Below are 25,150 nucleotides of genomic sequence, written 5' to 3' on the forward strand. Positions count from 1 at the left end.
GGCCGGCCCCACCGGAAGGAGACAGCCGCCATGGCCATCTGCGTCACCTGCGGCAACGATTACTGGCTCGCCTTCGAGATCAAGACGGTCACCGGCGACTCCTACACGTTCGACAGCTTCGAGTGCGCGATGGAGAAGCTCGCGCCGCGCTGCGAGCAGTGCGACGTCCGCATCGTCGGGCACGGCGTCGAAGTGGCCGGCATGTTCTTCTGCTGCGCCAACTGCGCCCGCATCAACGGCGGCCTCGGCGAGCAGATCCGCGACGCCGTCGGCGCACACCCCGCGTAGGAGCAGCCCAACGCACGAAGGCCCCCCGGCCCGCGCTTCTCGCGCGGCCCGGAGGGCCTTCGGCTGCCTCGGCGACGGAAGAGTCGGCCTTGTACACCGGGCATAGTCTCCGCGGGGGCACTGAGCTGGGCAAATGCCCCGAGGAGACCCTCGATCGCCACTCAATCGCCACACCCCGGGCAGGCCAGTGACTCCTCCGCGCCCATCGTCACGCTCTCGTCAGACGGTAGTAGTGCAGACGAACCCGAGGTCGGCGAGACCTTCGCTCTGGCACAGCCGGTCGGATGCACCCCCAGCAGCCGTCTGCAAGAGCTGGTAGTCAGCGCCGTGCGACTTGCCCCAGTGCATCGCCGCACGCCACAGAAGCCGCCCGAGGCCGTGGCCGCGATATTCCGGCAGAACCCCGAAGTACTGCGGGAGGAGTCGTTGCTTGCCGATGGGGTCAGCCATGGTCGCCATGGGCCCGATGGCACCCGCCACGCGCTCATCCTGGACAGCCACCAGCACAGGGCCGACGCTGTCGATCCGGGAGTGCAGGAAAACGAAACCCTCGCCGGCCAGCTTCTCGGCGAACTCGGCGAAGGTGGCCCGGATAGCTTCCGGCTGCTCACCGAGGGCTTCGATTCCCTCAACGGCCGATGCGTCCTGGTCGAAGGTACGGAGCTGCACGCGGGTGGAGGCCGCCACCGGGTCAGCGACGTCCTGGAACCACACCACACGGGCTTTGACCGCGTCGTGCGCGTCGGTGAGCTTGGCGGCCAATTCCTCCGCCTCCGGACGATGCTCAGGCCTGCCGTACAGGTGCACTCGGAAGATCCCACGAGCGGTGAGGGTGGGGATCAGCGTGCGGTTCCGATCCTGGTGGACGTCGCCGATGAGGATGCGTTCGTCCTTGCGGTCGGACCAGCGTCGGTCCTTGTCGTGGGGCAGGAATTCGCCCGTGCCGGCCACAGCGAGGACGTCGGTGAGCAGGCCCGGCGAGACGGCGTCGGGGTGCAGCGGCCCGAGTGTCGGGAGATACGGGACACGCATCACGGGGTGCAGCAGGTCCCATCGCAGATCCATACCCGCACCCTACCCACGGTGGCCCTGCATGCCGCAGGCCCCGACGCGGATTGCGCCGGGGCCTGACCGACTCTGATCAGGTTCGATCAGTGAGGGTTGTCGTCGCCCGCGTTGCACGAGCACTTGGCGCTGTCCATGACCTCATCCAGGTCGGCGACGAGCGTGATCGCGGTGACCGGCGGGGCGGCGGCCAGGATCGGCCTCGTGAGGTACGGCAGGCTCCGGTTGCCCGGCAGGTCGTCGGGGAACGGGCGCCCCGGGGAGAGTTCGACGGCTACAGCGGTCATTGCTTCACCCTGCTTTCTTGATCCCGTGCTGGCAGTAACTTGCGAGTGGTGCCTTCGCCTCCTGGTAGTGCTTGGCCAGCGGCCGGCACACGGTGCACGAGCCGGAGAGCTGACAGCCGGAGCAACCACCGGTGCGAAGCATGAGCCGGTCGGCGATGTCGCCGAGCCGGGTGAGGCCGTTGATCCCCTCGACGGGGAGACTGATCTGGTCGTCACGGCCGATCTTGCAGATGGACACGAGTCCATGCGGGTCGGTGTGGAAGAACGTGTGTCCGGCGTTGCAGCCCCCGAAGGGCTTGCGCATCCGCAGGTGCTCCTTGGACTGCGCCGTCAGGGACTCCGCGCCGCCGTAGATCGTCGGCGTCATGTTGGTGAAGACGTTGTACTCAACACCCCACCGCTCGCACAGCTCGATCATCGCCTGCTCTTCGTGGGCGTTGTCCTCCGTGACGATGATGCTCATCCGCAGTGGGAGCTTGGCCCGCCGGGCGGCGTTCATCCCCTGGACGAACAGATCCCAGGCACCCTGCCGCTGGGTGAGTTCGTCGTAGCTCTGCTTGGTGGCGCCGTAGATGGACACCGTGATCCGGTACGGAGGGCACTCCCGGAACATGGCCAGGAGGTTCTCCCGCCACAGGAGGGAGGCATTTGTGGAGACCGTGATCATCATGCCCAGCTCGAACGCAGCCCGATAGGAGGGCATGAAGTCCTTGTCCACGGTGGGTTCGCCCCCGGTGATCTGGAGCCACAGCACCCCGACCCCGGCCATGATCCGCAGGCAGGTGAGCTTGTCCTCCAGCGGCATCCCGGAGTTGACCTTGAGCCCGAGGTAGCAGTGCTTGCACTTGAAGTTGCAGCCCAGGTTGATCTCCCACGACGCCCGGCCGTAGCCCCAGGTGGAGGGCTGCCGGACCATCAGGAACTCGCCGGTTGGCGTCCCGAACACGTCCGTACCCCACTGGTCCCGTACGGCGTCCGCGAGCCACGAAGGGGCGGACTTCTCCGGGTCTTGGGCGAGTAGCTCCTCGTACCGGTCTTCCGGCAGCAACAGGCCGGCCTGGCTACCGGTCTTGAGCAACAGGTGCTGCCCGAGGAACGGGCTGGCGATCATCTGGTACACGGTTCGCCCCTCTCGATGTACTGCGGACGGTGCAGGTGCGTACCGCTACACCCGGTGCAGCGGGGTCTTCGGCGGGGTCGGGACCTCGGCCCAGACCCACTTGCCTCTGGGCGCCCACTCGACGCCCCAACGGGGCGACAGTGCGTCCACAAGGGCCATGCCGCGGCCGGAGGTGGCCTTGTCGCTGGTGGTGATGACGATGGGTAACGTGTGCGAGGAGTCCCGTACAGCGACACTGATGGTTGGGCCTTCGAGGCGCAGTGAAACGGTGATGCGGGTGCAGCCCGTGTGCCGTGCACTGTTGCCGACCAGCTCACTGATGATCAGTTGGGCGGTGTCGATCAGTTCGAGCCGGCCCCACTTGGTGAACTTCTCCTCCACCAGGACGCGGGCGGCCTTGGCGGATTCGGGTGCGCAGGGCATCTGTCGGATGCAGCGGGACCGCGCGAAGATCGTGGCCTCGGTCTCCAACGCGGTCGCCATCATCAGCTCCTCGGGGTAGGGGACGCCGCCGACGCGCTTCCACGGCTGCCGAGGGGGATCGGTAGTCCTCCCGCCGGGCGACGAACTCCAGTGAACGGCTCACCAGTTACCGCCAACCAGAGCATCAGGAGCGCAGAAACCAGGCATAATCAGCGCACTGCTGGTTCTGACCTCGGGGTACGTTCGATGAAGCGGTTAGACCTGAAGAAACGCCGCAAGTCCCTGGGCTACAGTCAGGAGAAGTTCGCCGAACTGAACGGGGTGGCGACCTCTACGGTCGTGAGGTGGGAGAGCGGCAAAACCGATCCCCAGCCCTATCAGCGGCCGAAAATCGCCAAGCTGTTGAAGATCACCCCTGAACAGCTTGAAGATCTCCTCTCGCCGCAGCTGATGCTTCACGCCAGCGCGGTGATCCCCGAGAATCCCCCGACCGCTGGTGATGCTGACGACATGAAACGCCGCGATTTCCTGGGCCTGCTGACCATAACGGGGGCATTGGTCGCGATGCCGCCGCCCGATGCGGGAGCGGCTACCCGCCGAGCCTCGGTGGGGGGCACCGGCGCGCTGAACTCGCACTTGTGGCAGATCTTCGGCTGGTCCGAGTCGAAGCAGGCCGTGTACCCGCTCGTACGGCATCAGCTCGGGGCGTTGGCGCAGGAACTTAAGGGTGCCCGGACGGAGACTGAGCACAAGTACCTCTGCACTCTGGCGGGTGATCTCTACCAGCTCGCCGGGGAGATCTTCTTCGACGCCAACCGGTACGCCGACGCCGCGCACTGCTACACCTTGGCGGCAAGCGCCAGCAGGGAAGCCGAAGCCTACGACCTGTGGGCGTGCGCGATGACCCGGCACGCCTTCATCGAGCTGTATGAGCGCCGGTTCTCCGTGGCGACCCCCATGCTCTCTGCGGCCTCGCGGGTAGCCCAGCGGGGAAACGAACAACTTTCGACCCGGTACTGGGTTGCCGCCGTCCAGGCAGAGGCGTACGCGGGCCTGGGCGACCTGGACGCCTGTCAAGAGGCACTCGACACAGCGGACCAGGTGCACGCCCTCGACGGGCAGATCCATAACGGCGGTTGGCTCCGGTTCGACGGTTCGCGGCTCACCGAGGAGCGTGGCACCTGCTATCTCGAACTCGGTCGCCCCGACCTTGCCGAGAAGTCGTTGACGGCCGCGCTCAAGCAGGATTTGTCGCTACGTAGGCGCGGGGCGGTACTTGCCGAACTTGCAGCTCTCGGTGCCGAGCGTGGAGATCTTGACCAGGTCATGCACTACAGCGAGGCCGCAATCGAGTTGGCCAGCCAGACCGGCTCCGGTTTCATCGGGAAGAAGCTGGAAGGGCTACAGGGGCGTCTTGCGCCGCTGATGTCAGATGGCCGAGTCTCAGACCTGAACCAGCGGATCAAGGCGCTTTCGCGCGCCGCTTGACGACGAGGAGAAGACGTGACGGACGACGGCCGGATCTTCCGCGAGGCGTGGATTGACGGCGTGAAAAAGCACTTCCCCGGCGAGCCCAAGCCTGGCTACATCGCTCCCTGGGAGGACACCCCCGACTGGGAACGGCAGTCAGCCGTCGCCGTGTTCGGACAGGTCCGCGAATTCGTCAAGGTCAGCAACGGCACCACGGCCCACCTGACTCGCGAGCAGAAGGGCCGATTCGTCGCGATCTGTTGGATCGCCCAGATCCACAAGCACATCGAGAACCCGAAGCCTTCGTACGTCGCCGACTGGGACGACTTGCCCACCTGGCAGCAGGAGACGGACGCGGACATCTTCGAGCGGATCGAGCAGTCCATCTGAGCCCCGAATCCCTGGGCATGAGCAGTACGGCCGGGCCTTGCCTAGGCGGACAGTGCGGCGTGGCTGTGCGAGTCCTGCGGCCGGAGGCAGGCCACGCTAGCCGAAGACCGGGTTTTCACCGCCACTCAATCGCCACACAGCACCCAGAAGCAGGCCGCAACAGACACGAAGAGTCGCCAGGCGATCACAGGGATTCGAGGCATGAAAAGGCCCTCTGACCTGCTAAGTTGCAGATCAGAGGGCCTTCCCCAGGTCGGTGACGGAAGAGTCGACCTATACGCCGGGTTCTGTCTCCCGGGTTGCTTGCGCGGCCCGGGGAGGCGGCCATCCATCTAGGGCTGCCGTTGCCGACAGCCTCGTGCGGTCTACCCGCGAGCTCGGGCGAGCAGCCCTCGAACACTCGCGCACGGCACCCGAGGGCACCGATCTTGACCTTGCTCCAGGTGGGGTTTACCGAGCCGGCCGGGTCACCCCGGTCGCTGGTGGTCTCTTACACCACCGTTTCACCCTTACCCGCCGCAGAACGGCGGGCGGTCTGTTTTCTGTGGCACTGTCCCGCGGGTCACCCCGGGTGGGCGTTACCCACCACCCTGCTCTGTGGAGCCCGGACGTTCCTCGGCGGGTCTGGGACCCGTCGCGACCGCCCGGCCGGCTCTTCCGCCGTAGTGGTCATCGTAGCCGCTCGGGCGGGGCCTGCCGTACTCCGGTCCGGACCACGGGCGCATCCCCGCCGAGCCGCGCGGCGACCCGGGCCGCGGCCGCCGTGGCCCGTCCCGAGGTGACGGCCAGGCCGAGGGCGAGGATCGCGCCGCCGAGGCCCACCAGGATCCACCAGCCCGCGTGGCTGGCCGGCGCGAAACCGGTGGCGACCGGGCCGACCACGGCCGAGGTGACGACCGTCCCGATCACCGCCACCCCGAGCGACTGGCCGACCTGTCGGCTGGTCGACGCGACCGCCGCCGCCACGCCCGCCTGGGCCCGCGGCATGCCGGAGACGGCCGCGTTGGTGATCGGCGCGTTGACCATGCCGAAGCCGAAGCCGAACAGCGCGTACGCGACGAGCAGCAGCACCGCCGGGGAGCCGGCGGTCAGGTGGGTGAGCAGCAGGCCGCTCACGGCGAGGCCGAGCCCGGCCGCCACCAGCGGCAGGCGCGGGCCGTGGCCGGCGACGATCCGTCCGGACAGCGGCGCGCAGACCAGCATCATGCCCGCCATCGGCAGCGTCCACAGGCCCGCCTCGACCGGGCCGTAGTGCCGGACGTCCTGCAGGTAGAGGGTGTTGAGGAAGAGGAAGCCGCCGAGCGCGGCGAACGCGCACACCGCCGTGGCGGTGGCGCCGGTGAACGGCGGGCTGGCGAAGAACCGCGGGTCGACCAGTGGCTCGGCCACCCGTCGCTCCCACAGCGGGAAGGCGACCAGCGCTGCCACGGCGGTCGCGGCGAGGGCGAGGATCAGCGGGGACGTCCAGCCGTTGCCGGGGCCCTCGATGATGGCGGCGGTGCCGCAGCCGAGCAGGACGATCATCAGCAGCTGCCCGACCGGGTCCAGCCGGCGCGGCTTCGGGGCGCGCGACTCGGGTACGAAACGGACGGTCAGGGCGATCGCGACCAGGGCGACCGGAACGTTGATCAGGAAGATCGACGGCCACCCGGCGCCGTCCACCAGGAAGCCGCCGAGCAGCGGCCCCATCGCCATCGAGATGCCGACCACCCCGCCCCACACGCCGATCGCCCGGGCCCGCTCGGCCGGGTCGGTGAAGGTGTTGGTGATGATCGACATCGCGACCGGGTTCAGCATCGACCCGCCGACCGCCTGGAGCGCCCGGAACGCCACCAGCCACTCCAGGTCCGGCGCCAGGCTGCACAGCAGCGAGCCGAGCGCGAAGCACAACAGCCCGATCCGGAACACCCGGCGGCGGCCGAACCGGTCGGCCACCGAGCCGAACAGCATCAACAGCGAGGCCAGGACCAGGGTGTACGCGTCGATGATCCACTGCAGGCCGGAGGCCGGGGCGTCGAGGTCGCGCTGGATCGCCGGCAGGGCGATGTTCACCACGGTGTTGTCGAGGCCGACGATGAACAGGCTCAGGCAGCAGATCGCCAGGACGAGCAGGCGGCGGCGCCGCCCGGGGAGGGTGGGGGTGAGGGGTTCGGGCACGGCACGATCCTGCCACCCCCACACCGTTCACAGGGCGGCGAAGCGGACCGTCCGGGTGGCCGGATCAGCCGTTTCCAGCCGCACCCGGACGATTCCGCCCAGGGGCAGGGCGGCGGGCCCGTAGGCACTGTCGCAGCGGGCCCGGACGGCCGGCTCGCGCAACTGGACGGTGCCCGAGGGCCGCTTCTCGTCCACGTCGATGACCACCGCCGTGAAGTCCTCGCCCTGCCGGCCCGTCAGCAGCTCCGCCTCCACCAGGTCCACGCAGGCCCGTTCGACCTCGGCCGAGCGGCGGTCCCCGCTCGCCATCAGCGCCGGCACGGCGGGCAGCGCGTCGCGCGTCCAGTCCGGCACGTCCTCCCCGGCGGCCACCGCGGCGCACACCTCCTGGGCGAACCGGTCGCCGAGGCGGCGCAGCGGCGCGGTGCAGTGCGCGTACGGCGCCGCCAGTGCGGCGTGGCCCGGATCGGCGGGGGCGGGCAGGCCGCGGGACTCGTCGAACGCGTGGTAGCCGGCGCCGCGCAGCAGCCCGGTGCACTCGTTGAGGAACGCGGCGTTGAGCGGCGCGTCCGGGTCGAGCGAGCGGATCAGCTCCTGGTACGGGAGGCCGTCCGGCCAGGCCACGTCCAGCGCGGCGGCGATCCGGTGCAGCCGGTCGTACGCGGCGGCGGGCGCGGCCGGCAGGGTGCGCAGCAGGCCGACGCCCGCGTCCAGCATCAGCTCGGCCGCGGCCATGCCGGTGAGCAGCGAGATCTGCGCGTTCCAGCCGTCCGCCGGGCCGGGTGCGCGGTAGCCGAGGACGTACCCGTGCAGGGTCTCCTCGACCTCCTGCTCGGGCACCGGCAGGCTGATCCCGCCGCGGGCCCGCTCCTGGTCCTCCCGCAGCCGGCCGACGGTGGCGAGCAGGGCCAGCTGCTCGTCGGCCCCGCCGAGGTCGACGGCGCGCTGGACGGCCGCGTAGTCGAGGCGGCGGTGCGAACGGACGACGGCGCGGCGCGCGTCCGCGAGGACGACGCCGCCGTCCGCGTCCAGGTCGAGCTGCCACAGCAGCGCCGGGCGGGGCTCGCCGGGCAGCAGGCTGGCGGCGTCCTCGGAGATCCGGGCGGGGTGCAGCGGGATGCGGTGGTCGGGGAAGTACAGCGTCTCGACCCGGCGCCGGGCCTCGGCGTCGATCGCCCCGCCCGGACGGACGAAGGCGGCGACGTCGGCGATCGCGTAGTACACCCGGTAGCCGCCGCCCGGGCGGTGGGTGAGGTGCATGGCCTGGTCGAGGTCGCGGGAGTCGGGCGGGTCGACCGTGAAGAGGGGCAGGTCGGTGGCGTCGTACTCGGGCATCCGGGGCTGCTCGGCCACCTCCTCCGCCTCGGCCAGCACCGCCTCCGGCCACTCGGCGTGGATCTCCAGTCGGGTCCTGAGCTCGGCCAGTTCGGCGTGGATCCGAGCGGAGTCGGCGGCCTTGACGCGCAGTTTTCGGCGTGGCATGGACGCCAGAGTAGGGCGAATCGGGTGATTCCGGACGGAGGCTCGGCGTCCTCGGTGCCCCAGGAGCGACCTGCGGTCCTTGGCGGCGGGGGCGACGGGGTCGTCGTACCCGCCGGTGGCCCCGGCTGTCGGCCCGGTCCGGGGACCGATCGGCGGTCGGGGGGTTGTTTTGCGTAGGGTGGCGGGGTTCGGTTGCCACGAAGTGTCGAGGAGTCCGCTGTGCTGGTGCTGTTGCCGCCCTCGGAGGGGAAGGCCGCGTCCGGGGACGGGGGGCCGGTGGCGCTCGACCGACTGTCGTTGCCGGGGCTGACGGCGGCGCGGGGTGAGGTGCTGGAGGCGCTGGTCACGCTCTGCCGGGGTGACGAGGACACCGCCGCCGACGTGCTGGGGCTCAGCCCGGGGCTGCGCGGGGAGATCGCGCGGAACGCCGGGCTGCCGTCGGCCGGGGTGCGGCCGGCGGGTGAGGTGTACACCGGGGTGCTGTTCGACAACCTGGGCCTGGCGACCCTGGACGAGGTCGCGTACGGACGCGCCGAGCGTTCCTTGCTCGTCTTCTCCGGGCTGTGGGGCGCCGTGCGGATCGCCGACCGGATCCCGCCGTACCGCTGCTCGATGGGTGTGAAACTGCCCGGACCGGGGGCGCTCGGGGCGTACTGGCGGAGCGCGATGGCCACCGTGCTGCCGGAGGTCGCGGACGGGCTGGTGCTGGACCTCCGCAGTTCCGCGTACGCGGCCGCGTGGAAGCCGGCCGGCGAGGTGGCCGCGCGCACGGCGACCGTCCGGGTGCTCCAGGAGCGGAACGGCAAGCGCAGCGTCGTCAGCCACTTCAACAAGGCGACGAAGGGCCGGCTCGTCCGGGACCTGCTGGTGGCCGGCGCCGAGCCGAAGACCCCCGGCGAGCTGATGGACGCGCTGCTGCAGCTGGGCCACCGGGTCGAGCTCGCCGCGGAGGGCACCGCCCGCAAGCCGTGGCAGCTGGACGTGGTGGTCACCGACGTCCACTGACGGCCTGAGGCGGGGCCCATGCCCCGCCCCACGGCCCGGTCAGCGCAGGTGCGACGTGTCGTTGAGCAGCCGCACCGACGCATTGCCGTCCGCGTAGTACTGGACGGCGCACAGCGAGGCGGCCGACAGCTCCATCCGGTACAGCGAGTCCGGCGGGGCGCCGAGGGCCAGTCGGACCAGGGTCTTGATCGGGCTGACGTGCGACACGACGAGCACCGTCCGGCCGGGGTGGCGGGCGAGGATCTTGTCGCGGGCGACGCCGGCCCGGTGGGTGAGGGTCGTGAAGCTCTCGGTGCTGCCGGTCGGCTTGGCCTTGGCGGAGCCGAGCCACGCCGTGAGGTCGTCCGGGTAGCGCTCCCGGACCTCGGCGAAGGTCAGGCCCTCCCACGCGCCGAAGTCGACCTCGCGCAGCCCGTCCTCGTACCGCACCTCCAGGCCGAGCCTGGCCGCGACGGTCTCGGCGGTCTGCCGGGTGCGCAGCATCGGGGAGGCGACGACCGCCTGGATGCTGCCGCGCGCGGCGAGCGCCTCGGCCGCCCGCTCGGCCTGCCAGCGGCCCTTCTCGGAGAGCTCCGGGTCGCTGCCGCCGCTGCCGGAGAAGCGCTTCTCCGGGGTGAGCGCGGTCTCGCCGTGGCGGAGCAGCACGAAGGTGGTGGGGGTGCCGAGGTCGGCGGGGGCGGCCCAGCCGGCCTTGGGGACGGCGGTCTCCAGGGGCGGCTCGTCGGCCGCGAGGGTCTTCGCGGGAGCGGGCTTCCTCGGCTCCCACTGCCGCCCCGCCCTGCCTGCGTCCATGGCCTCGTTGGCGAGCCGGTCGGCGTCCTTGTTCCGCTCGCGCGGGATCCAGGTGTACGTGACGCGGCCGCGCGGGAGGACGGTCCGCGCCTCAGCGGCGAGCGGCTGCATGTCGGGGTGCTTGATCTTCCAGCGCCCGGACATCTGCTCGACGACCAGCTTGGAGTCCATCCGGACGTCCACCGAGGCGTCCGGGTCGAGCTCGCGCGCCGCCCTGAGCCCGGCGATCAGGCCCTTGTACTCGGCCACGTTGTTGGTGGCGTGCCCGATGAACTCGGCGGCTTCGGCGACGATCTGCCCGGTGTCGCCGTCGCGGACGACCGCGCCGTAGCCGGCCGGCCCCGGGTTGCCCCGGGACCCGCCGTCCGCCTCGACGATGAAGCGCGCCGCCACCGGATCAGACGCCCGAGTCGGCGGTGCGGACCAGGATCCGCGAGCAGTTCTCGCAGCGGACCACCTTGTCGGCCGGCTCGGCCTTGATGGCGTTGAGCTCGGTGATGGAGAACTCGGTGCGGCAGCCCTCGCAGCGGCGCTGGTAGAGACGGGCCGCGCCGACGCCGCCCTGCGTCTCGCGCAGCTTGGTGTAGAGCTTCATCAGGTCGGCCGGGATGACGGCGGCGACGGTCTCGCGGTCGCGCCTGACCTTCTCGGCCTCGCCGTCGATCTCGGCGAAGGCGGCGTCCCGGCGGCCCTCGGCCTCGGTGAGGACGACGGTGGAGTGCTCCAGACGGGCGGTCAGCTCGGTGACCCGGGCCTGGGCGCTCTCCAGGCGCTCCATGACCTCCAGCACGACCTCCTCCAGGTCGCCCTGGCGCTTGGCGAGCGAGCCGATCTCGTGCTGGAGGTTCTCCAGGTCCTTCGGCGAGGTGATCGCGCCGGAGTCCAGGCGCTGCTGGTTGCGAGCGGAGCGGGCGCGGACCTGCTCGACGTCCTGCTCGGCCTTGGTCAGCTCGCGGGCGGTGTCGCCCTGCTGGGCCTGGGCGGCGACGACGAGGTCCTTGAGCGCGGTGTGGTCGGCGGTGGCCTTCTCGATCTCGGCGTGCTCGGGCAGGCTGCGACGCCGGTGGGCCAGCTGGTCGAGCTTCGAGTCGATGGCCTGGAGGTCGAGCAGGCGGATCTGGTCGGCGGGCGCGGCGTTCAAGCGGAGAGCTCCTGTGAATCGGGTCAGGCGGGGAAGGACATGGGGGCGTGTGCGGTCCACGGGTCGGTGACCCGGTGGGAGACCTTGGTCTCCACGGCCCAGCCGCGCTCGTCGGCGGCGGCCCGCAGGGCCCGCTCGGCCAGGGTGAGCCAGGGCCACTCGGTGGCCCAGTGCGCGGCGTCGACCAGCGCGACCGGGGCCGCCTCGGCGGCCTCGGACGCCGGGTGGTGACGCAGGTCGGCGGTGAGGTAGGCGTCCACGCCGGCCGCCCGGACCTCGGCGAAGAAGCCGTCCCCGGAGCCGCCGCACACCGCGACCCGGCTGATCAGCCGGTCCGGGTCGCCGGAGACCCGGACGCCGGCGGCGGTGGCGGGCAGGCCCTTGGCGACCTGCTCGGCGAAGGCGGCGAGGGTCAGTGGGGGCTCCAGCAGGCCGATCCGCCCGGCGCCGCGGCGGCCGAGCGGGTCGGTCCGGTCCGGCACCAGCGGGCCGGTGACCGTGAGGCCGACGGCCTCGGCGAGGGCGTCCGAGACGCCCGGATCGGCGTGGTCGGCGTTGGTGTGCGCGACGTGCAGGGCGATGCCGTTGCCGATCAGCGTGTGCACCACCCGGCCCTTGAAGGTGGTGGCGGCGACGCTGGTGGTGCCGCGCAGGTAGAGGGGGTGGTGGGTGACGACGAGATCGGCGCCCCACTCCACGGCCTCGTCGACGACGGCCTGCACGGGGTCGACGGCGAACAGGACGCGACCGACCTCGGCCTCGGGGTCGCCGCAGACCAGGCCGACGGCGTCCCAGGACTCCGCCCACTGCGGCGGGTAGACCTCTTCGAGTGCGGTGATGACGTCGGACAGTTTCGGCACCTGTCGAGACTACCGTGCGCGCGGGGGCGGTCGGGCCCCGGCCGCTCACGGGGCCGCCGACGGGAGCGTTCGGACGTGGGTGCCGCCGGCGTACGGATGCGCGTCAACCTGCAGTGCGCGGCTCGGGCGCCAGGCGCGCGGGCCGTGTGCGCCGGTGAGGCAGGCCCCCACTGCTCACACCGGGCCGCTCGCACGAATTCGAAACCCGCTCTGGATCACCCTTATGAGTGAAGTGACCGGTTGTGCGTTGAGGCTCCCCCACCTCGAAAGTAACTTCAGTTCCGCGAACGGGAGTTGCCCTGGCAGTAGCCCCGACCTGGGGTCGGGACGGCACTGCGGGTCCCGGGCCTGCGAGGTCCCTTCGAGGTCCTTCGGGGTCCGAACTCCCGGTCCTCCCGAGGAAACCGATCAGGCCGTGCCGCGCGCCCGGGTGCCCGAGCAGTGGGCACCCGCGGGCAGCGGCCGAGACGAAGGGATGTGGATGCGGATGGAGGCGGGCACATCGCTGCGTACGGCCGGGGGTGCGGGATCGGTCGGCGGCGGACCGGATGCGGCCGGTCCGTGGCCGGAGATGACGCGGGCGGCGCTGGCCGGCGCCGGAGGCCGGGGAGGCGACGGGGACTGGGAGGTCGCCGTCGAGGGCTTCTGGTGCACGGCCAGGCCGTCCGGGTCGTCGCCGTTACCCGGGCAGGGCTGGAAGTTGCACGTCAGCGCGGCCTCGGCGGCGGGCGAGGCGGTGCTCGCGGCCGTCGTGGGGGTGCTCGCCGAGGACCCGTGCACGTTCAAGTTCGCAGCCGGGCAGGAGCGCCTGCGCGAGCTCAACTCCCGTAACAGCGACCGCGGTTCGGCGGGCAAGTTCATCACCGTCTACCCGGCGCACGACGAACAGTTCCGGCGGCTCGCCACCGCGCTCGACCGCGCGACAAACGGGCTGCCCGGCCCCGTCGTGCTCTCGGACCGGCCGTTGCGGCCGGGCAGCCGGGTGCACTACCGGTACGGCGCGTTCACGGCGCGCGCCGAACTCGGCAACGACGGGGAGTACCGGTCGGTGCTGCGCGGGCCGGACGGGGAGCGCGCGGTGGACGTCCGCGGGGCCTCCTACCGGGCGCCGGGGTGGGCGCGGGATCCGTTCGCGGCTCCTTCGCGGCCCCGGAACCGCCCGAGCGGGGTGCTGCTCGCCGGGCGGTACGCGATCACGTCCGCCGTACGGCACAGCACCAAGGGCGGGGTCTTCGTCGGCCGGGAGGCGGCGAGCGGCGCCGAGGTCGTGGTCAAGCAGGCGCGCGCCCACATCGAGGTCGACCGCGCCGGTACGGACGCCCGCGACGCACTGCGGCACGAGGCCGCTCTGCTGAACCGGCTGGCCGGGCGCGACCTGGCGCCGGCCGCCATAGAACTGATCGAGCAGGACGACTCCGTCTTCCTGGTGCAGGAACGAATCGCCGGACAGCCGCTCGGCAGCTGGGTCACCGCCCGCCTGCGGCGCGACGGGGGCCCCGACGTCGACTGGGCCGAGGCCGGGCCGATCGCGCGGGCCCTGCTCGACCTCGTCCAGCGGGTGCACGCGGAGGGGCTGGTCCTGCGCGACCTCTCCCCCGGGAACGTGATGGTCCGCCCCGACGGCGGGCTGCGGCTCGTCGACCTCGAACTCGCCGCCGAGACCGGCCACCACGCCGGCTCGGCCGGCACCCCCGGCTACCGCGCCCCCGAACAGGGCCCGGGCCGGCTCAGCCTGGTCACGGACGGCACGTGCCTCGCCGACCCCGCCGTCGACCTGTACGCCCTCGGCGGCCTCCTCTTCCTCCTCGCCACCGGCCACGACCCCCTGCTCCCCGAGGACCTCCCCCACGCCCGCCCCGTCACCGAACGCCTGACCCGCTGGCTCACCCTCGCCGCCCGCACCGGCACGACGGCCCGCCGCCTCGCCCCGGCCGTCCTGGCCCTCCGGGCGGACGCCCCGACGGAGCGGTGGGACGTGGAGCGGGTCCGGGCGGCAATATTCGGCGGGGGTGGCGCGGTGGACGCGAGCGCGGCGGCGCACGCGACGGCGCACGCGGCGGCCACGGGCAGGGACGGCGCGCCGCCGGCGACGGGCGCCGACCGGCGGGCGTCGAGCGCCGTCCTGCTGCTGCCGCCGATCGCCACCGAGCGGCAGGACGGCACGCAACGGCCTGCGGCCGAGAACCGCACGGCCGGTGACGACGGCCGCCCCGGTCCCGCCACCGTCCGCATCGGGCGGAAGCCCGGCGACGCTGAACCGACCGAAGGCATCAGCCCGCAGCACCGCGACGCGCTCTTCCTCGCCGGCGGTGCCAGCCTCCCCGCGCACGCCGTCGATCTCGACCGGGTGCTGAGCGACGGGCTCCGGCACCTCGCCGTCACCGCCACGCCCGAACGGCGGGACCGGTTGTGGCCCGTCGTGCCGGCCGGGGAGCGGACGGATCCGTGCAATGTGCAGCACGGGGCCGCCGGGGTGCTCGCTCTCCTCGCCCGGGCGGCGCTGGTGGACGGGCTTCCGGCCGATGCGGGGATGCTTCGTGCGGCGGCCGACTGGATCGAGCGCCGCTGTGCCGCCGAGCCGGTCGTCCTGCCCGGGCTGCACTTCGGGCGGTCGGGCACGGCCTGGGCGCTGCTCGACGCCGCCCGTGCGCTCGACGATCGCGATCTCGCCGAGCGCGCCACGGCGATGGCGCTGCGGGTCGCCGTCGAGTGGCCGAACCCCGACGTCTGCCACGGCGCCGCGGGGGCGGGCTTCGCCCAGCTCCGGTTCGCCGCCGACGCCTCGGGCACCACGGCGTCCGCCTTCCTCGCCCGCGCCGCCCGCTGCGGACGCGCCCTGCTCGCGGCCGCCCGCCGGGAGCCGTACGGGCTGGTCTGGCCGGTGCCGGAGGACTTCGACTCGGCGCTCGCCGGGATCACCCACCTGGGGTTCGCGCACGGGGTCGCCGGTGTCGGTGCCTTCCTCCTCGCCGTCGCCGAGGCGACCGGCGATCCCGCGCTCCTGGCCGGCGCCGTCGAGGCGCGCCGTACGCTCGCCGCGACCGTCCGCCGTGAGGCCGGTGCCGGCGCCGGCACCGACGCCGCCTGGTGGCCGCAGAGCGCGGACGACGCGCCACACGTCCGCCTCGCGCACTGGTGCAACGGCTCGTCCGGCGCGGGCACGTTCCTCCTCCGCCTCTGGCAGGCCACCGGGGACGCCACCGCCCGCGAGCTGGCACTCGCCGCCGGGCGGGCCGTACTGGCCGGCCGCTGGCACAGCGGGGTGAGCGCGTGCCACGGCCTGGCCGGCAACGGCGAGTACCTGCTGGACCTCGCCGGAGCCACCGGTGAGCGCGAATTCCAGGCCGGTGCCGATGAGTTGGCGCACCTGATCGCCGCCCGCTGCGCCCTGCGGGACGGCCTCCTGGTACTCCCGGACGAGACCGGCACCGGCTGTGCGCCCGGTTACGGCACCGGCACGGCGGGCGCGCTCGCCTTCCTGCTGCGCCTGCGGCACGGCGGCCCCCGCCTCTGGGTGGACCCGGTGCCGCCCGCCGCGCGCCAACCGGCCCGCTCCACCAGCGAGGTGAGCCAGGCGTGAACGTCGTCACCCAGACCCGGACCAACGCGCTGCGCCGCTTGAGCTTCACCTTCGCGCCGGACGGCAGCCACGCCGCGTGCCTCGCCTCGGCCGCCGACGGCGGTTGGCACGCGGAGAGTTGGTGCCTCCCGGTGGACGGCGGACCGGCCGCACCGACCCCGATGCCACTGTCCGGCAACCGCTCGGAGAGCCTGCGCTCGCAGCTGGTCTCACTGCCGGACGGGTCGGTGCTGATCTGCCGGCACGACGGCGAACGGCACGACCTCGTCCACCTTTCGCCCAGCGAAGGCGCCTGCACGGAACGGCAGTTGGCGACACTCAGGATGCCCGGCCTGCGCCTGCTCCCGCTCCCGCCCGGCACCGGCCCCGCCGGCAGCGGCCCGTCCGCCCCCGTGGCGCTCGCGCTCGGCACCGACACCCGCCCGGCGACCACCGTCTGGCTGGTCCGGACGGACGGCCGCGAGCCCGAACCGGTCGCCGAGGTACCGGGGTTGCACGGCGGTGGCGTCTGGCTGGACCACACCGGGGCGCTGCTCGCGCTGGACCGGGTGAGCGCGGGGATCGTCCGCACCGTCGTGCTGGACGTGCGCAGCGGCGCGGTCACCCCGCTGCTGGAGATCGGCGAGCACAGCAACGACCGCCTGGTGCTGTTCGACCCGGACAGCCGCTTCGCGATGGTGCGCAGCGACGCGCCGGGCACCGACCGGCTGGGCTGGGGCGTGCTGGGCGGCGGCGAGCCCCTGCGGTTCCCGGAGCGCCTGCACGTCGCGGGGATGTTCCTGCGGCCGGTGGCGCTGCGGCAGGCGGCGGACGGGCCGCGGGTGGCCGTGCAGATCGACCACGGCGCGGGTTCGGCGCTGGCGCTGTGGCGGCCCGCGGCGGGCAGGCTGGACCCGCTGCCGGTGCCGCCGGGCCGGCTCGGCGCGGTCGGGCACTGGGGGGAGGCGGGGTTGCGGATGCCGTACTCGGCGCCCGACCACCCGGCGGCACTGGCGGCACTGGACGTGGACGCGCTGCTGGCGCACGGCCCGGCGGCCCCGGTGTCCGGCCCGATGCCGCTGCCGCTCCAACTGGCGCCGCTGGGTTCGGGGTTGCCCGGCCCGTGGCGGGACACGGTGTTGCCGTGGCAGCCCGGCGGCATGAGCATCTCCCGTACGCCGCCCGCCGGCTGGCGGCTGGACGGCAGCACGTCGCCCGGGGACGGCGGCCGCTGGCAGCCCGCGCAGAGCATCGAGCTCGCGGGCCCTGCCGGACCGCTGGAGGCCGTCGTGTACGGCGGGGACGCCTGGCTGAGCAGCCCGCACCTCGTGCTGGCCCTGCACGGCGGGCCTGCGGACGCCTGGCGGCTGGAGTTCGACCCGGCGCTGCAGCGGATGGCCGCGGAGGGCCTGGCCGTGGTCGCGCCGAACCAGCGCGGTTCCACCGGGTACGGCGTGCCGCACGCGATGGCGATCCGCGGCGCGTGGGGCGGGCCGGACCTGGACGACGTCCTGTACCTGCTGGACGGCCTCGCGGGCCAGCGCGCGGCGCTCGGCCTGGAGCCGCCGGCCCTCTTCGGCGTCAGCTACGGCGCGTTCCTCGCGCTGCTGGCGGCGGCGCACGCCCCGGCCGAGCACGTGGTGCGCTGCGCGGTGGTCGCGCCGTTCCTGTCCGGCGCCCGACTGCTGGCCGAAGCGGCGCCTCCCGTACGGGCGTTGACCACCCGGCTGGGCGGCGGCGAGCAGATCGCGGACGCCCGCGGGCCGCGCGACGTGCTCCAGCTCGCGCACCGGCTGAGCGCCCCGCTGCTCGTCGTGCACGGCAACCGGGACGAGGTCGTGCCGGTGAGCCAGTCCCGGTCGCTGCGGCACGAGTTGTTGCGGATCGGCCGGGTCGAGGGCGTGGACTTCCGGTACGTCGAGGCGGCCGGGTCCGGGCACGAGGTGCTGGCCGAGGAGGGCGCGGCCGTGCTGCACGAGCTGCTGGCCGCCTTCCTGCGCACCGGCCGACCGGGCTGACCGGCCCGGCAGGACACCCCACGGACTCCCGGGCCCGGCGGCCCGGGGCACCACCCCGGCGCGGCGGACCGAGCCGCCCGGGGGTACTACCCGACGCCCGCAGGCAGATCGCGGCGGGCGCGCACCCAAGGGGAGGAACCGATCATGGAGAACATGGTGGACTTCGAGACCGACCTCGCGGCGCTCCAGGAGCTGCCGGAGAGCGAGTCCGTCGAGCTGACCGGCCACGGCGCCGGCTGCCAGTACACCTGTCTCATCCTGACCTGCCTGATCTTCACCATCAACTGATCACGCTGGTGACCCAGGTCCTCCGATGACCCGAGGGCGCCGTCCCCGCCTGTCCGGACAGGCGGGGACGGCGCCGTCCTTCACTCTCCGACTCTCCCGCAGGAGCTCTTGCTTGCCCCGCCGACCCGACGGCCCGACCCTCGCCCTGGGCCTCGCGCTGCCCGTCGAGGCCGCCACCACGCTCGCCCTGCCCGCCGCCCTCGCCGGGGCCGTCGACGCCGCCCTCGGCGGCGCGGACCGGTCCGCGACCGGCGCGTTCGCACTGCTCGCCCTCCTCCTGGGCACGGGCGCCGCCGCCAACGCCACCGCCGCTGCCGCCGGACCGGCCGGCGCGGGCGGCGCGGGCGGCGCGAGCCGGGTTCCCGCACCTCGCGGCGGTCGTCGAGCCGTTCCGGGACGCGCTCGTCACACGGGTGGTCCAGGGCGCGCTCGCCAGGCCCGTCGCCGACCCCGCCGAGGTCGCGCGGCTCACCGAACAGGTCGAGTCCGCGCGGCAGTTGACCGCCACCCTGCTGCGCACCCTGCGCGGCGTCGGGATCACCCTGGCCGCCGCCCTGATCGGCCTGGCACTGCTCGCGCCCGCCGTCCTGCCACTCGTCCTGCTGCCGCTGCTCGCCGCCGGCCTGCTCTTCTCCCGTCTGCTGCGGCCGCTGGTGGAACGCCGCCGGGCGGTCGTACTGGCGGAGGAACGATTCGCCGCCGAGGCGGGCCTCGCCCTGCGCGCCGACCGCGTCCTGCTGCTGGACGGCGGCCGCGGCACACTCGCCCGGCACGGGGATCTGCAGGTGTTGTCCCCGCTCTACCGGGACCTGGTCGGCCACTGGCTGGGGTCCACCCCTCTCCCCAGCGGCGCGCCACACGCGCGGTGCGCATCATGACGGCACCCTCACGCGGCACGACGACCCGAACCAGCCGGCCCGCCGGGCGCCGCCCGCAGGCCGGTCGCCGGCTCGTGCCTCTCTCCCCGTACCGGCGGCCGGCGGGCGTCATGATCTCGATAGGATCTCCTGCGCTCCGGCCGTTATGGTGGCCGGGGCACGGGCCGCGATCACCGGCTGTGGCGCGTTTCCTGCGCCCGAACGGGGGCCCGACCGCGCATCCACAGTGCCGGGCGGGCGCCGATGCATCCGCAACCTCCGCACGGAAAAGACGATTCTGATGTCCGACACCCTCACCGACACCACCGGACCCGCGTCCAACGGGACCGACGCCGACGAGACCACGGCCGAGGACACCGCGTCGCACGGCCGCCACCGCGGCCTGTCCTCCACCGATGACAGCCCCGAGGCCGGCGCGCACGGCAGGCACCGCGCCGCCGGCGCCCTGGGCTGACCGGTCACACGCGAAGGGCCCGCCGGGAGACCTCCCGGCGGGCCCTCGTGCGTCGTGCTCAGTCCAGCGTGACGACCGTCCGCAGCGCCTCACCACTCCTCATCTGCGCGATCGCGTCGTTCACGTCCGCCAGCGCGACCCGGTGCGTGACCATGCCGTCCAGGTCGATCCGCCCCGCCCGCCACAGGTCGACGACCAGCGCGATCGTGGACGGCACGGACGCCCCGCCGTACAGCGAGGGCAGCAGGCGCTTCTCGTTGAAGAACAGCTCGCCCATGGTGAACTGCGCGAGGTCGTCCTGCGCCCCGGCGCCGATCACGACCACCGCCCCGCCGCGCCGCGCGGCGTCGTACGCGGCTCGGACGGTCGCCGAGCGGCCGACCGCCTCGAAGACGTAGTCGAAGCCGCCGCCGGGCAGGCCCTTGGCGGTCGCCTTCAGCTCCTTCGGCGCGATCGCGTCGGTCGCGCCGAAGGCCAGCGCCCGCTCGCGCCGCGACACCACGGGGTCGACGACGGTGATCCGGCCCGCCCCGCAGATCCGGGCGCCCTGGACGGTCGCCACGCCGACGCCACCCGCCCCGATCACCGCCACCGAGGCGCCGGGCGCCACGCGCGCGGTGTTGACGGCGGCGCCGACGCCGGTGGTCACCCCGCAGCCGATCAGCGCGGCGGCCTCGTACGGGAGGTCGGCGGGCACCTTGATCACGGCGTCCTCGGCGACGACGACCTCCTCGGCGAACGACCCGGTGCCGTAGAACCCGGACGCGTCCACCGCCACGCCGCCCTCCTCGAAGCGGAAGCCGGGCGCGCCGAGGCGCCGCAGGCTCGCGACGCAGAGGTGGCCCCGGCCGCGCTCGCAGTGGGCGCAGCGCCCGCAGGGCGCCATCCAGCACAGCACGACGCGGTCCCCGGGCGCGACGCCCCGCACGCCCTCGCCGACCTCGACGACGTCCCCCGCGCCCTCGTGGCCGGGCACGAACGGCGCCGGCTGCGGCAGCACGCCGTTCATCGCGGAGAGGTCGGAGTGGCACAGGCTCGCCGCCCGTATCCGCACCCTGACCATGCCGGGCCCGAACCCGACCGCCGTCACGTCCTCGCGGACGTCGAGCGTGTCCTGCCCGGTCTTGTGCAGAACGGCTGCGCGCATGGGCTGCTCCCGGTGTGCCTCGGATCCACGGTCGGGCCGATTCTGGCACGGCCGGGGAGCGGCGACTGGAACACGTTCCAGTGACGGTTCCAGGGCGGGGCACCGGGCAGGGGTGGCCGGGGGTGCGGACGTACTGTCGAGTAGGGTCCGACCGACCGTCGTCACACCACCCATCGCGAGGAGCCGCCCCATGTCCGACCTGCTGGAGAGCGTCCGCCCGGCGGACGAGGTGGTGGCGGCGTTCGAGGCGGCCACCGGGTTCATGCCGGTCGACGAAGGGCTCGCGCTGTACGCGGCCGCGGTCACGGCGGCGCGGCGCACCGGGCTGCCGGTGCTGGAGATCGGGACGTACTGCGGGCGCTCGGCGATCCTGCTGGCCGCGGCCGCCCGGGAGACCAGGACGGTCGCGCTGACGGTGGACCACCACCGCGGGTCGGAGGAGCAGCAGCCGGGCTGGGAGTACCACGACCCGACGCTCGTCGACCCCGAGGTCGGGCTGATGGACACCCTGCCGACGTTCCGCCGGACGCTGCACGCGGCCGGGCTGGAGGAGCACGTGGTGGCGCTGGTCGGCCGTTCGCCGCGGATCGCGGCGCTGTGGGGCCGTCCGGTCGGCCTGGTGTTCATCGACGGCGGGCACACCGACGAGCACGCGACCGGCGACTACGAGGGCTGGGTGCCGCACCTCGCCCCCGAGGGCCTGCTGGTGGTGCACGACGTCTTCCCGGACCCGGCGGACGGCGGCCAGGCACCCTACCGGGTGTACCTGCGGGCGCTGGCGGAGGGCTTCGAGGAGGTCTCCGTCACCGGTTCGCTGCGTGTGCTGCGCAGGCGCGCACCGATGCTCTAACGTCGTGCCGGAGCCGTCGGGCGGCGGTCCGAACGGTACGGTGGCCGCGCAGCACCAGGCAGCGACACCAGGCAGACCAACGGCGGACGGTGGGGGCTAGCGGCACATGACGGACCAGCACAACACCGCTCCGGCGGTCTGGGACCCCACCGCTCGCGGTGGCGCCGGCGGCTGGGTGCGCGGCCCCCAGCAGCCCGGCCCCCAGCAGCCCGGCCAGCCGCAGCGCAGCCCCCGGCAGCCCGGCCCCGCCGACGCCGCGTCCCGGCCCGCACCCCCCTCGCCCCCCGCGCCGCCCATGGCCCCGCCGCCCGCCCCGGGCGGGGTCGGCGACCAGGGCCCGCCGCTGGGCGCCCGCCCGTACCTGTCGACGGCCCCGGGCTACGACGCGCCGACCGCTCCCGCGTTCCCGTCCGCCGCACCGCCGCCCCCGCCCGTCCCGCCCGCATCGCCGTTCCCCGCCCACGCGACCGCGCAGGCGCCCGGCCCGCCCCCCGGCCCCGGCTACCAGTACCCGCCGCAGCCCGGCCACCCGGCCCGGCCGGACCACCCGGCCGGCTACCAGGACCTGAACGACGACGAGGAGCGCCCCGCCAACCGCAAGGCGCCGCTGCTGGTCGGCTTCGCGCTGCTCCTGGTGCTGGCGGTCGGCGGCGGGCTCCTGATGGCGGTCAAGGGCGACGGCAAGAAGGACCAGGCCGCACCCGCCGCGTCCGTCGCGGCGACCGACGCGGCGCCGTCCGGCGGCCCGCAGCCGGCCCCGGCGCCGACCGGTTCGGCCGGCGCCCCGAACACCGCCGCGACCGACCCGGCCTCGGCGAGCGCGACGCCCAGTCCGTCCGCGACCACCGCCGGGCCGAACGCCAAGGCCCAGGCGGGCGCCATGGACGACCTGCTCACCCAGGGCGAGAGCGCGAAGGCGCCGATCGGCAGCGCGGTCGCGAAGGTGAGCAGCTGCCCGGCCAAGGCCGACATCGACAGCGCGGCGCAGGTCTTCGACAACGGCGCCAAGCAGCGCGACGAGCTGCTGCGCAAGCTGGCGGGCCTGAGCGCCTCGGACGTCCCGGGCGGCGCGGACGCCGTCCAGTCGCTGAAGTCGGCCTGGCAGCTGTCGGCCGACATCGACCGGGCGTACGCGGCCTGGGCGCGCTCGGTGGCCGGCCAGGGCTGCTCCGGCACGGCCCCGACCACCGCCGACAAGAAGCACGCCGACGAGCTCAACCCCCAGGCCACGCAGGCGAAGAAGGACTTCGTCGGCAAGTGGAAGCCGATCGCCGACATGTTCGGCCTCACCGCGCGGACCCAGGACAGGATCTGAACCACTCGTGACCGGCCCGACGAACCGACCGCCCCGCCGCTCCGTCCTGCTGCGCGCCACCACGGTGGTCGGCGCGGCCGTACCGCTGTGCCTCGCGGGCTGGCTGAGCTGGCAGGCCGTCAGCCACGACGCGCCCGCCGGCGGGACGGCCGCGCCCAGCGCGGCCGCCGCGGGCGCCACGCCCGAGACGCCACCCCCCTCGACGACCGCCGCCCCGACGCCCGGGGGCACCCCGACCGCGTCCGGGGCCGCGCCCAGCGCCACGCCGTCGGCCACCGCCCCCTCGGCCACGCCCACCGCCGGCGCCCCCCTCACCACCTCGACCACCCTCGCCGGCCGCACGATCCTGCTCGACCCCGGCCACAACCCCGGCAACTTCTCGCACGCCACCGAGATCAACCGTCAGGTCGACATCGGCAACTCCCGCAAGGAGTGCGACACCACCGGCACCGAGACCGACTCCGGCTACACCGAGGCCGACTACACCCTGGACGTCTCCCGCCGCGCCCGTGCGATCCTCGCCGCCCGCGGCGCCACCGTGGTGTTCACCCAGGACGGCGACCGCCCGTGGGGCCCGTGCATCGACGAGCGCGCCAAGGCCGCCGCCGACGCCCACGCCGACGTGGCCCTCTCGGTGCACGGGGACGGCGGGCCGGCCGGCGGCAGCGGCTTCCACGTGATCCTGCCCGCCAAGGTGGTCGCCGGGAAGGCCGACAACTCGGCGATCGTCGAACCGTCACACCGGCTCGGCCTCCTCCTGCGCGAGCAGTTCCACACCGCGACCGGCGAGCAGTACGCGGACTACACGGCCAACGACGGCCTGGACACCCGCTCCGACCTGGGCGGCCTCAACCTCTCGACGGTCCCCAAGGTGTTCATCGAGTGCGGTAACATGCGCAACTCGGCGGACGCGAAGCGGATGACGGACCCTCAGTGGCGGCAGAAGGCGGCCCAGGGGATCGCCGACGCGCTGACGGCGTTTCTGACCGCGCGTGGCTGACCTCCGGGGCCCACCGAGGGTTGCGGGCTGCGCCGTTTACAACGACTTCGCCCCATTCTCGGGTCCCGCTGTGCACCGGCGGGTCGGTTGGCCCTAGGCTTCTGGTCCGTTCGGAGGTTCTCGGCCGGTCCGCCCGACCGCACCGACCGCCGACCACGAAACGTCAACGAGGGGAACGTAAGTGAATCTGCGCGCTCTCACCAGGGGAGACGCTGCCGTCGCGGGCGCGGCCGTCCTGCTCTTCATCGCCTCCTTCCTGCCCTACCTGAGCTACAGCTGCGCCGGGCCGTACTGCGGGAGCGTCTCGTCCTCGACGAACGCGTGGAGCACCGCGCTGTTCCCCATCCTGCCCTCGATCTACCTGCTGGGCATCGCCGCCGCCGCGCTGATCCTGGTGCAGCGGTTCCAGGGCCCGGCCGCGGCCAACCGTCAGGTGCTCGGCCTGCGGCTGGACCAGTGGGGCATCGCGTTCGCGGTCGCGGCGCTGTGGACCTCGATCTGGGCACTGGGCGGCGAGACCTACGGTCCGAACATCGGCCACGGCTTCGGCGCCTGGCTGGGCCTCATCTCGCTGATCGTGCTCGCCGGTGCCGCCGCGGCGGGCCCGCTGGTGCCCGCGCTGAAGGCGCCGCTGGTGACCGACCGTCCGGCCGTCCCGTACCAGGGCGGCTACCCGATGCCGGGTCAGCCCGGTCAGCCCCAGCCCGGCCAGTACGGCTACCCGGTGCCGGGCCAGGACCCGAACCAGGCCCCGGCGTACGGCGCCCAGCCCGACGGCTACGGCTACCCGGCCCCGGGCACGCCCGGCCAGCCCGGTCCGCAGGACATCACCCCGGCGCAGGCCCCGGCCCCGCAGCCGACGCCGGCCCCGGCCCCGCAGCCTGCCCCGGCGGCCGACTTCGCGCCGTTCTGGTTCGCCGTCCCGGCCCCGCGTCCGCTGGCGCCGAAGGACAACCCGGTCGGCGGGCCGATCGGCGAGCTGGTCCCCGGCACCTGGTACCTGGCGGTCGAGCAGCGCGGCACCGCGCTGGTCGCCCAGCTCCAGGACGGCACCCAGGGCGTGCTGGCCGACACCTCGGGCATCCAGCGCGGCTGACCCTCGCACGACGCGGAAGGGGCGGGACCTCGTGGTCCCGCCCCAGAACCCCCCCGACAGGAAAA

The 25,150-nt window shown here is 73.6% G+C and carries 23 protein-coding genes and 1 other RNA gene; 13 read left to right on the forward strand and 11 right to left on the reverse strand.

Annotation, left to right across the window (positions count from 1 at the left end):
* Positions 1-30: 30 nt before the first annotated feature.
* Complete coding sequence (locus ACWCXH_RS06900) at positions 31-288, forward strand: Prokaryotic metallothionein (RefSeq protein WP_449800275.1); 258 nt, start codon at positions 31-33, stop codon at positions 286-288.
* Positions 289-507: 219 nt separating this feature from the next.
* Here the strand turns inward: ACWCXH_RS06900 and ACWCXH_RS06905 are convergent, their stop codons facing one another.
* The 4 genes from ACWCXH_RS06905 to ACWCXH_RS06920 all read right to left on the reverse strand — a co-directional run bounded on the left by ACWCXH_RS06905 (position 508) and on the right by ACWCXH_RS06920 (position 3,243).
* Positions 508-1,353, reverse strand: a complete 846-nt coding sequence (locus tag ACWCXH_RS06905) for a GNAT family N-acetyltransferase (protein WP_449800276.1) — start codon at positions 1,351-1,353, stop codon at positions 508-510.
* Positions 1,354-1,439: 86 nt separating this feature from the next.
* The gene (locus tag ACWCXH_RS06910; protein ID WP_449800277.1) at positions 1,440-1,640 is read right to left on the reverse strand and encodes a hypothetical protein; all 201 of its coding nucleotides are present in this window, start codon (positions 1,638-1,640) and stop codon (positions 1,440-1,442) included.
* A 4-nt stretch (positions 1,641-1,644) separates the two neighbouring features.
* Positions 1,645-2,751 carry a radical SAM protein gene (locus tag ACWCXH_RS06915; RefSeq protein ID WP_449800278.1) on the reverse strand — a complete coding sequence of 369 codons (1,107 nt, stop codon included), beginning with the start codon at positions 2,749-2,751 and terminating at the stop codon, positions 1,645-1,647.
* 54 nt (positions 2,752-2,805) lie between these two features.
* Positions 2,806-3,243 (reverse strand): ATP-binding protein, encoded by a 438-nt coding sequence (locus ACWCXH_RS06920; protein WP_449800279.1) that lies wholly within the window; start codon positions 3,241-3,243, stop codon positions 2,806-2,808.
* Positions 3,244-3,429: 186 nt separating this feature from the next.
* On the opposite strand from ACWCXH_RS06920, the gene ACWCXH_RS06925 reads away from it, so the two are divergent.
* Positions 3,430-4,671 (forward strand): helix-turn-helix domain-containing protein, encoded by a 1,242-nt coding sequence (locus tag ACWCXH_RS06925; protein WP_449800280.1) that lies wholly within the window; start codon positions 3,430-3,432, stop codon positions 4,669-4,671.
* Positions 4,672-4,686: 15 nt separating this feature from the next.
* Positions 4,687-5,043, forward strand: a complete 357-nt coding sequence (locus tag ACWCXH_RS06930) for a hypothetical protein (protein WP_449800281.1) — start codon at positions 4,687-4,689, stop codon at positions 5,041-5,043.
* A gap of 260 nt (positions 5,044-5,303) precedes the next feature.
* Here ACWCXH_RS06930 and rnpB read toward each other — a convergent pair.
* The 3 genes from rnpB to ACWCXH_RS06945 all read right to left on the reverse strand — a co-directional run bounded on the left by rnpB (position 5,304) and on the right by ACWCXH_RS06945 (position 8,682).
* Positions 5,304-5,699: RNase P RNA component class A (gene rnpB / locus ACWCXH_RS06935), an RNA gene on the reverse strand.
* Positions 5,700-5,712: 13 nt separating this feature from the next.
* Positions 5,713-7,200 (reverse strand): MFS transporter, encoded by a 1,488-nt coding sequence (locus tag ACWCXH_RS06940; protein WP_449800282.1) that lies wholly within the window; start codon positions 7,198-7,200, stop codon positions 5,713-5,715.
* A gap of 27 nt (positions 7,201-7,227) precedes the next feature.
* Complete coding sequence (locus ACWCXH_RS06945) at positions 7,228-8,682, reverse strand: RNB domain-containing ribonuclease (RefSeq protein ID WP_449800283.1); 1,455 nt, start codon at positions 8,680-8,682, stop codon at positions 7,228-7,230.
* A 219-nt stretch (positions 8,683-8,901) separates the two neighbouring features.
* Between ACWCXH_RS06945 and yaaA the strand changes: the two genes are divergently transcribed.
* Positions 8,902-9,687, forward strand: coding sequence for a peroxide stress protein YaaA (yaaA, locus tag ACWCXH_RS06950; protein ID WP_449800284.1), 786 nt, complete (start codon positions 8,902-8,904; stop codon positions 9,685-9,687).
* A 39-nt stretch (positions 9,688-9,726) separates the two neighbouring features.
* On the opposite strand, the gene ACWCXH_RS06955 is transcribed toward yaaA, so the two are convergent.
* From ACWCXH_RS06955 to ACWCXH_RS06965, 3 genes are read right to left on the reverse strand one after another with little or no spacing between them, the layout of a single operon-like run.
* Positions 9,727-10,872: a bifunctional RNase H/acid phosphatase gene (locus ACWCXH_RS06955; protein ID WP_449800285.1), complete on the reverse strand. Its 1,146-nt coding sequence runs from the start codon at positions 10,870-10,872 to the stop codon at positions 9,727-9,729.
* 4 nt (positions 10,873-10,876) lie between these two features.
* Positions 10,877-11,620: a zinc ribbon domain-containing protein gene (locus ACWCXH_RS06960; protein ID WP_449800286.1), complete on the reverse strand. Its 744-nt coding sequence runs from the start codon at positions 11,618-11,620 to the stop codon at positions 10,877-10,879.
* Between the two features lie 23 nt (positions 11,621-11,643).
* The gene (locus tag ACWCXH_RS06965; protein WP_449800287.1) at positions 11,644-12,480 is read right to left on the reverse strand and encodes a Nif3-like dinuclear metal center hexameric protein; all 837 of its coding nucleotides are present in this window, start codon (positions 12,478-12,480) and stop codon (positions 11,644-11,646) included.
* Positions 12,481-12,967: 487 nt separating this feature from the next.
* Here ACWCXH_RS06965 and lanL point away from each other — a divergent pair, with 487 nt between their 5' ends.
* The 5 genes from lanL (at position 12,968) to ACWCXH_RS06990 (ending at position 19,677) form a co-directional block, all read left to right on the forward strand.
* Positions 12,968-16,060: a class IV lanthionine synthetase LanL gene (lanL, locus tag ACWCXH_RS06970; protein WP_449800288.1), complete on the forward strand. Its 3,093-nt coding sequence runs from the start codon at positions 12,968-12,970 to the stop codon at positions 16,058-16,060.
* Positions 16,057-18,057 carry an alpha/beta fold hydrolase gene (locus ACWCXH_RS06975; protein ID WP_449800289.1) on the forward strand — a complete coding sequence of 667 codons (2,001 nt, stop codon included), beginning with the start codon at positions 16,057-16,059 and terminating at the stop codon, positions 18,055-18,057. Before lanL ends, ACWCXH_RS06975 begins: the two co-directional genes overlap by 4 nt.
* A gap of 144 nt (positions 18,058-18,201) precedes the next feature.
* Positions 18,202-18,345 (forward strand): VenA family class IV lanthipeptide, encoded by a 144-nt coding sequence (locus ACWCXH_RS06980; RefSeq protein ID WP_363659199.1) that lies wholly within the window; start codon positions 18,202-18,204, stop codon positions 18,343-18,345.
* 413 nt (positions 18,346-18,758) lie between these two features.
* Positions 18,759-19,223 carry a hypothetical protein gene (locus ACWCXH_RS06985; RefSeq protein ID WP_449800290.1) on the forward strand — a complete coding sequence of 155 codons (465 nt, stop codon included), beginning with the start codon at positions 18,759-18,761 and terminating at the stop codon, positions 19,221-19,223.
* 280 nt (positions 19,224-19,503) lie between these two features.
* The gene (locus tag ACWCXH_RS06990) at positions 19,504-19,677 is read left to right on the forward strand and encodes a hypothetical protein (protein WP_449800291.1); all 174 of its coding nucleotides are present in this window, start codon (positions 19,504-19,506) and stop codon (positions 19,675-19,677) included.
* 58 nt (positions 19,678-19,735) lie between these two features.
* Here the strand turns inward: ACWCXH_RS06990 and ACWCXH_RS06995 are convergent, their stop codons facing one another.
* Positions 19,736-20,824: a Zn-dependent alcohol dehydrogenase gene (locus tag ACWCXH_RS06995; RefSeq protein WP_449800292.1), complete on the reverse strand. Its 1,089-nt coding sequence runs from the start codon at positions 20,822-20,824 to the stop codon at positions 19,736-19,738.
* Positions 20,825-21,014: 190 nt separating this feature from the next.
* On the opposite strand from ACWCXH_RS06995, the gene ACWCXH_RS07000 reads away from it, so the two are divergent.
* The 4 genes from ACWCXH_RS07000 to ACWCXH_RS07015 all read left to right on the forward strand — a co-directional run bounded on the left by ACWCXH_RS07000 (position 21,015) and on the right by ACWCXH_RS07015 (position 25,085).
* Positions 21,015-21,674, forward strand: a complete 660-nt coding sequence (locus ACWCXH_RS07000; RefSeq protein ID WP_449800293.1) for a class I SAM-dependent methyltransferase — start codon at positions 21,015-21,017, stop codon at positions 21,672-21,674.
* A gap of 106 nt (positions 21,675-21,780) precedes the next feature.
* Complete coding sequence (locus ACWCXH_RS07005) at positions 21,781-22,989, forward strand: hypothetical protein (RefSeq protein WP_449800294.1); 1,209 nt, start codon at positions 21,781-21,783, stop codon at positions 22,987-22,989.
* 7 nt (positions 22,990-22,996) lie between these two features.
* Positions 22,997-23,989 carry an N-acetylmuramoyl-L-alanine amidase gene (locus ACWCXH_RS07010; protein WP_449800295.1) on the forward strand — a complete coding sequence of 331 codons (993 nt, stop codon included), beginning with the start codon at positions 22,997-22,999 and terminating at the stop codon, positions 23,987-23,989.
* A gap of 181 nt (positions 23,990-24,170) precedes the next feature.
* Positions 24,171-25,085 (forward strand): hypothetical protein, encoded by a 915-nt coding sequence (locus ACWCXH_RS07015; protein WP_449800296.1) that lies wholly within the window; start codon positions 24,171-24,173, stop codon positions 25,083-25,085.
* Positions 25,086-25,150: the final 65 nt, after the last annotated feature.

The sequence above is a fragment of the Kitasatospora sp. NPDC001660 genome, from assembly GCF_053596725.1.

Coding starts and splice junctions, on each gene's coding strand:
- ACWCXH_RS06980 (WP_363659199.1), top strand. CDS start 18,202: ATGGAGAACATGGTGGACTTCGAGACCGACCTCGCGGCGCTCCAGGAG.
- ACWCXH_RS06925 (WP_449800280.1), top strand. CDS start 3,430: ATGAAGCGGTTAGACCTGAAGAAACGCCGCAAGTCCCTGGGCTACAGT.
- ACWCXH_RS06905 (WP_449800276.1), bottom strand. CDS start 1,353: ATGGATCTGCGATGGGACCTGCTGCACCCCGTGATGCGTGTCCCGTAT.
- ACWCXH_RS06920 (WP_449800279.1), bottom strand. CDS start 3,243: ATGGCGACCGCGTTGGAGACCGAGGCCACGATCTTCGCGCGGTCCCGC.
- ACWCXH_RS06990 (WP_449800291.1), top strand. CDS start 19,504: ATGTCCGACACCCTCACCGACACCACCGGACCCGCGTCCAACGGGACC.
- ACWCXH_RS07000 (WP_449800293.1), top strand. CDS start 21,015: ATGTCCGACCTGCTGGAGAGCGTCCGCCCGGCGGACGAGGTGGTGGCG.
- ACWCXH_RS07005 (WP_449800294.1), top strand. CDS start 21,781: ATGACGGACCAGCACAACACCGCTCCGGCGGTCTGGGACCCCACCGCT.
- lanL (WP_449800288.1), top strand. CDS start 12,968: ATGGAGGCGGGCACATCGCTGCGTACGGCCGGGGGTGCGGGATCGGTC.
- ACWCXH_RS06910 (WP_449800277.1), bottom strand. CDS start 1,640: ATGACCGCTGTAGCCGTCGAACTCTCCCCGGGGCGCCCGTTCCCCGAC.
- ACWCXH_RS06900 (WP_449800275.1), top strand. CDS start 31: ATGGCCATCTGCGTCACCTGCGGCAACGATTACTGGCTCGCCTTCGAG.
- ACWCXH_RS06995 (WP_449800292.1), bottom strand. CDS start 20,824: ATGCGCGCAGCCGTTCTGCACAAGACCGGGCAGGACACGCTCGACGTC.
- ACWCXH_RS06945 (WP_449800283.1), bottom strand. CDS start 8,682: ATGCCACGCCGAAAACTGCGCGTCAAGGCCGCCGACTCCGCTCGGATC.
- ACWCXH_RS06915 (WP_449800278.1), bottom strand. CDS start 2,751: ATGATCGCCAGCCCGTTCCTCGGGCAGCACCTGTTGCTCAAGACCGGT.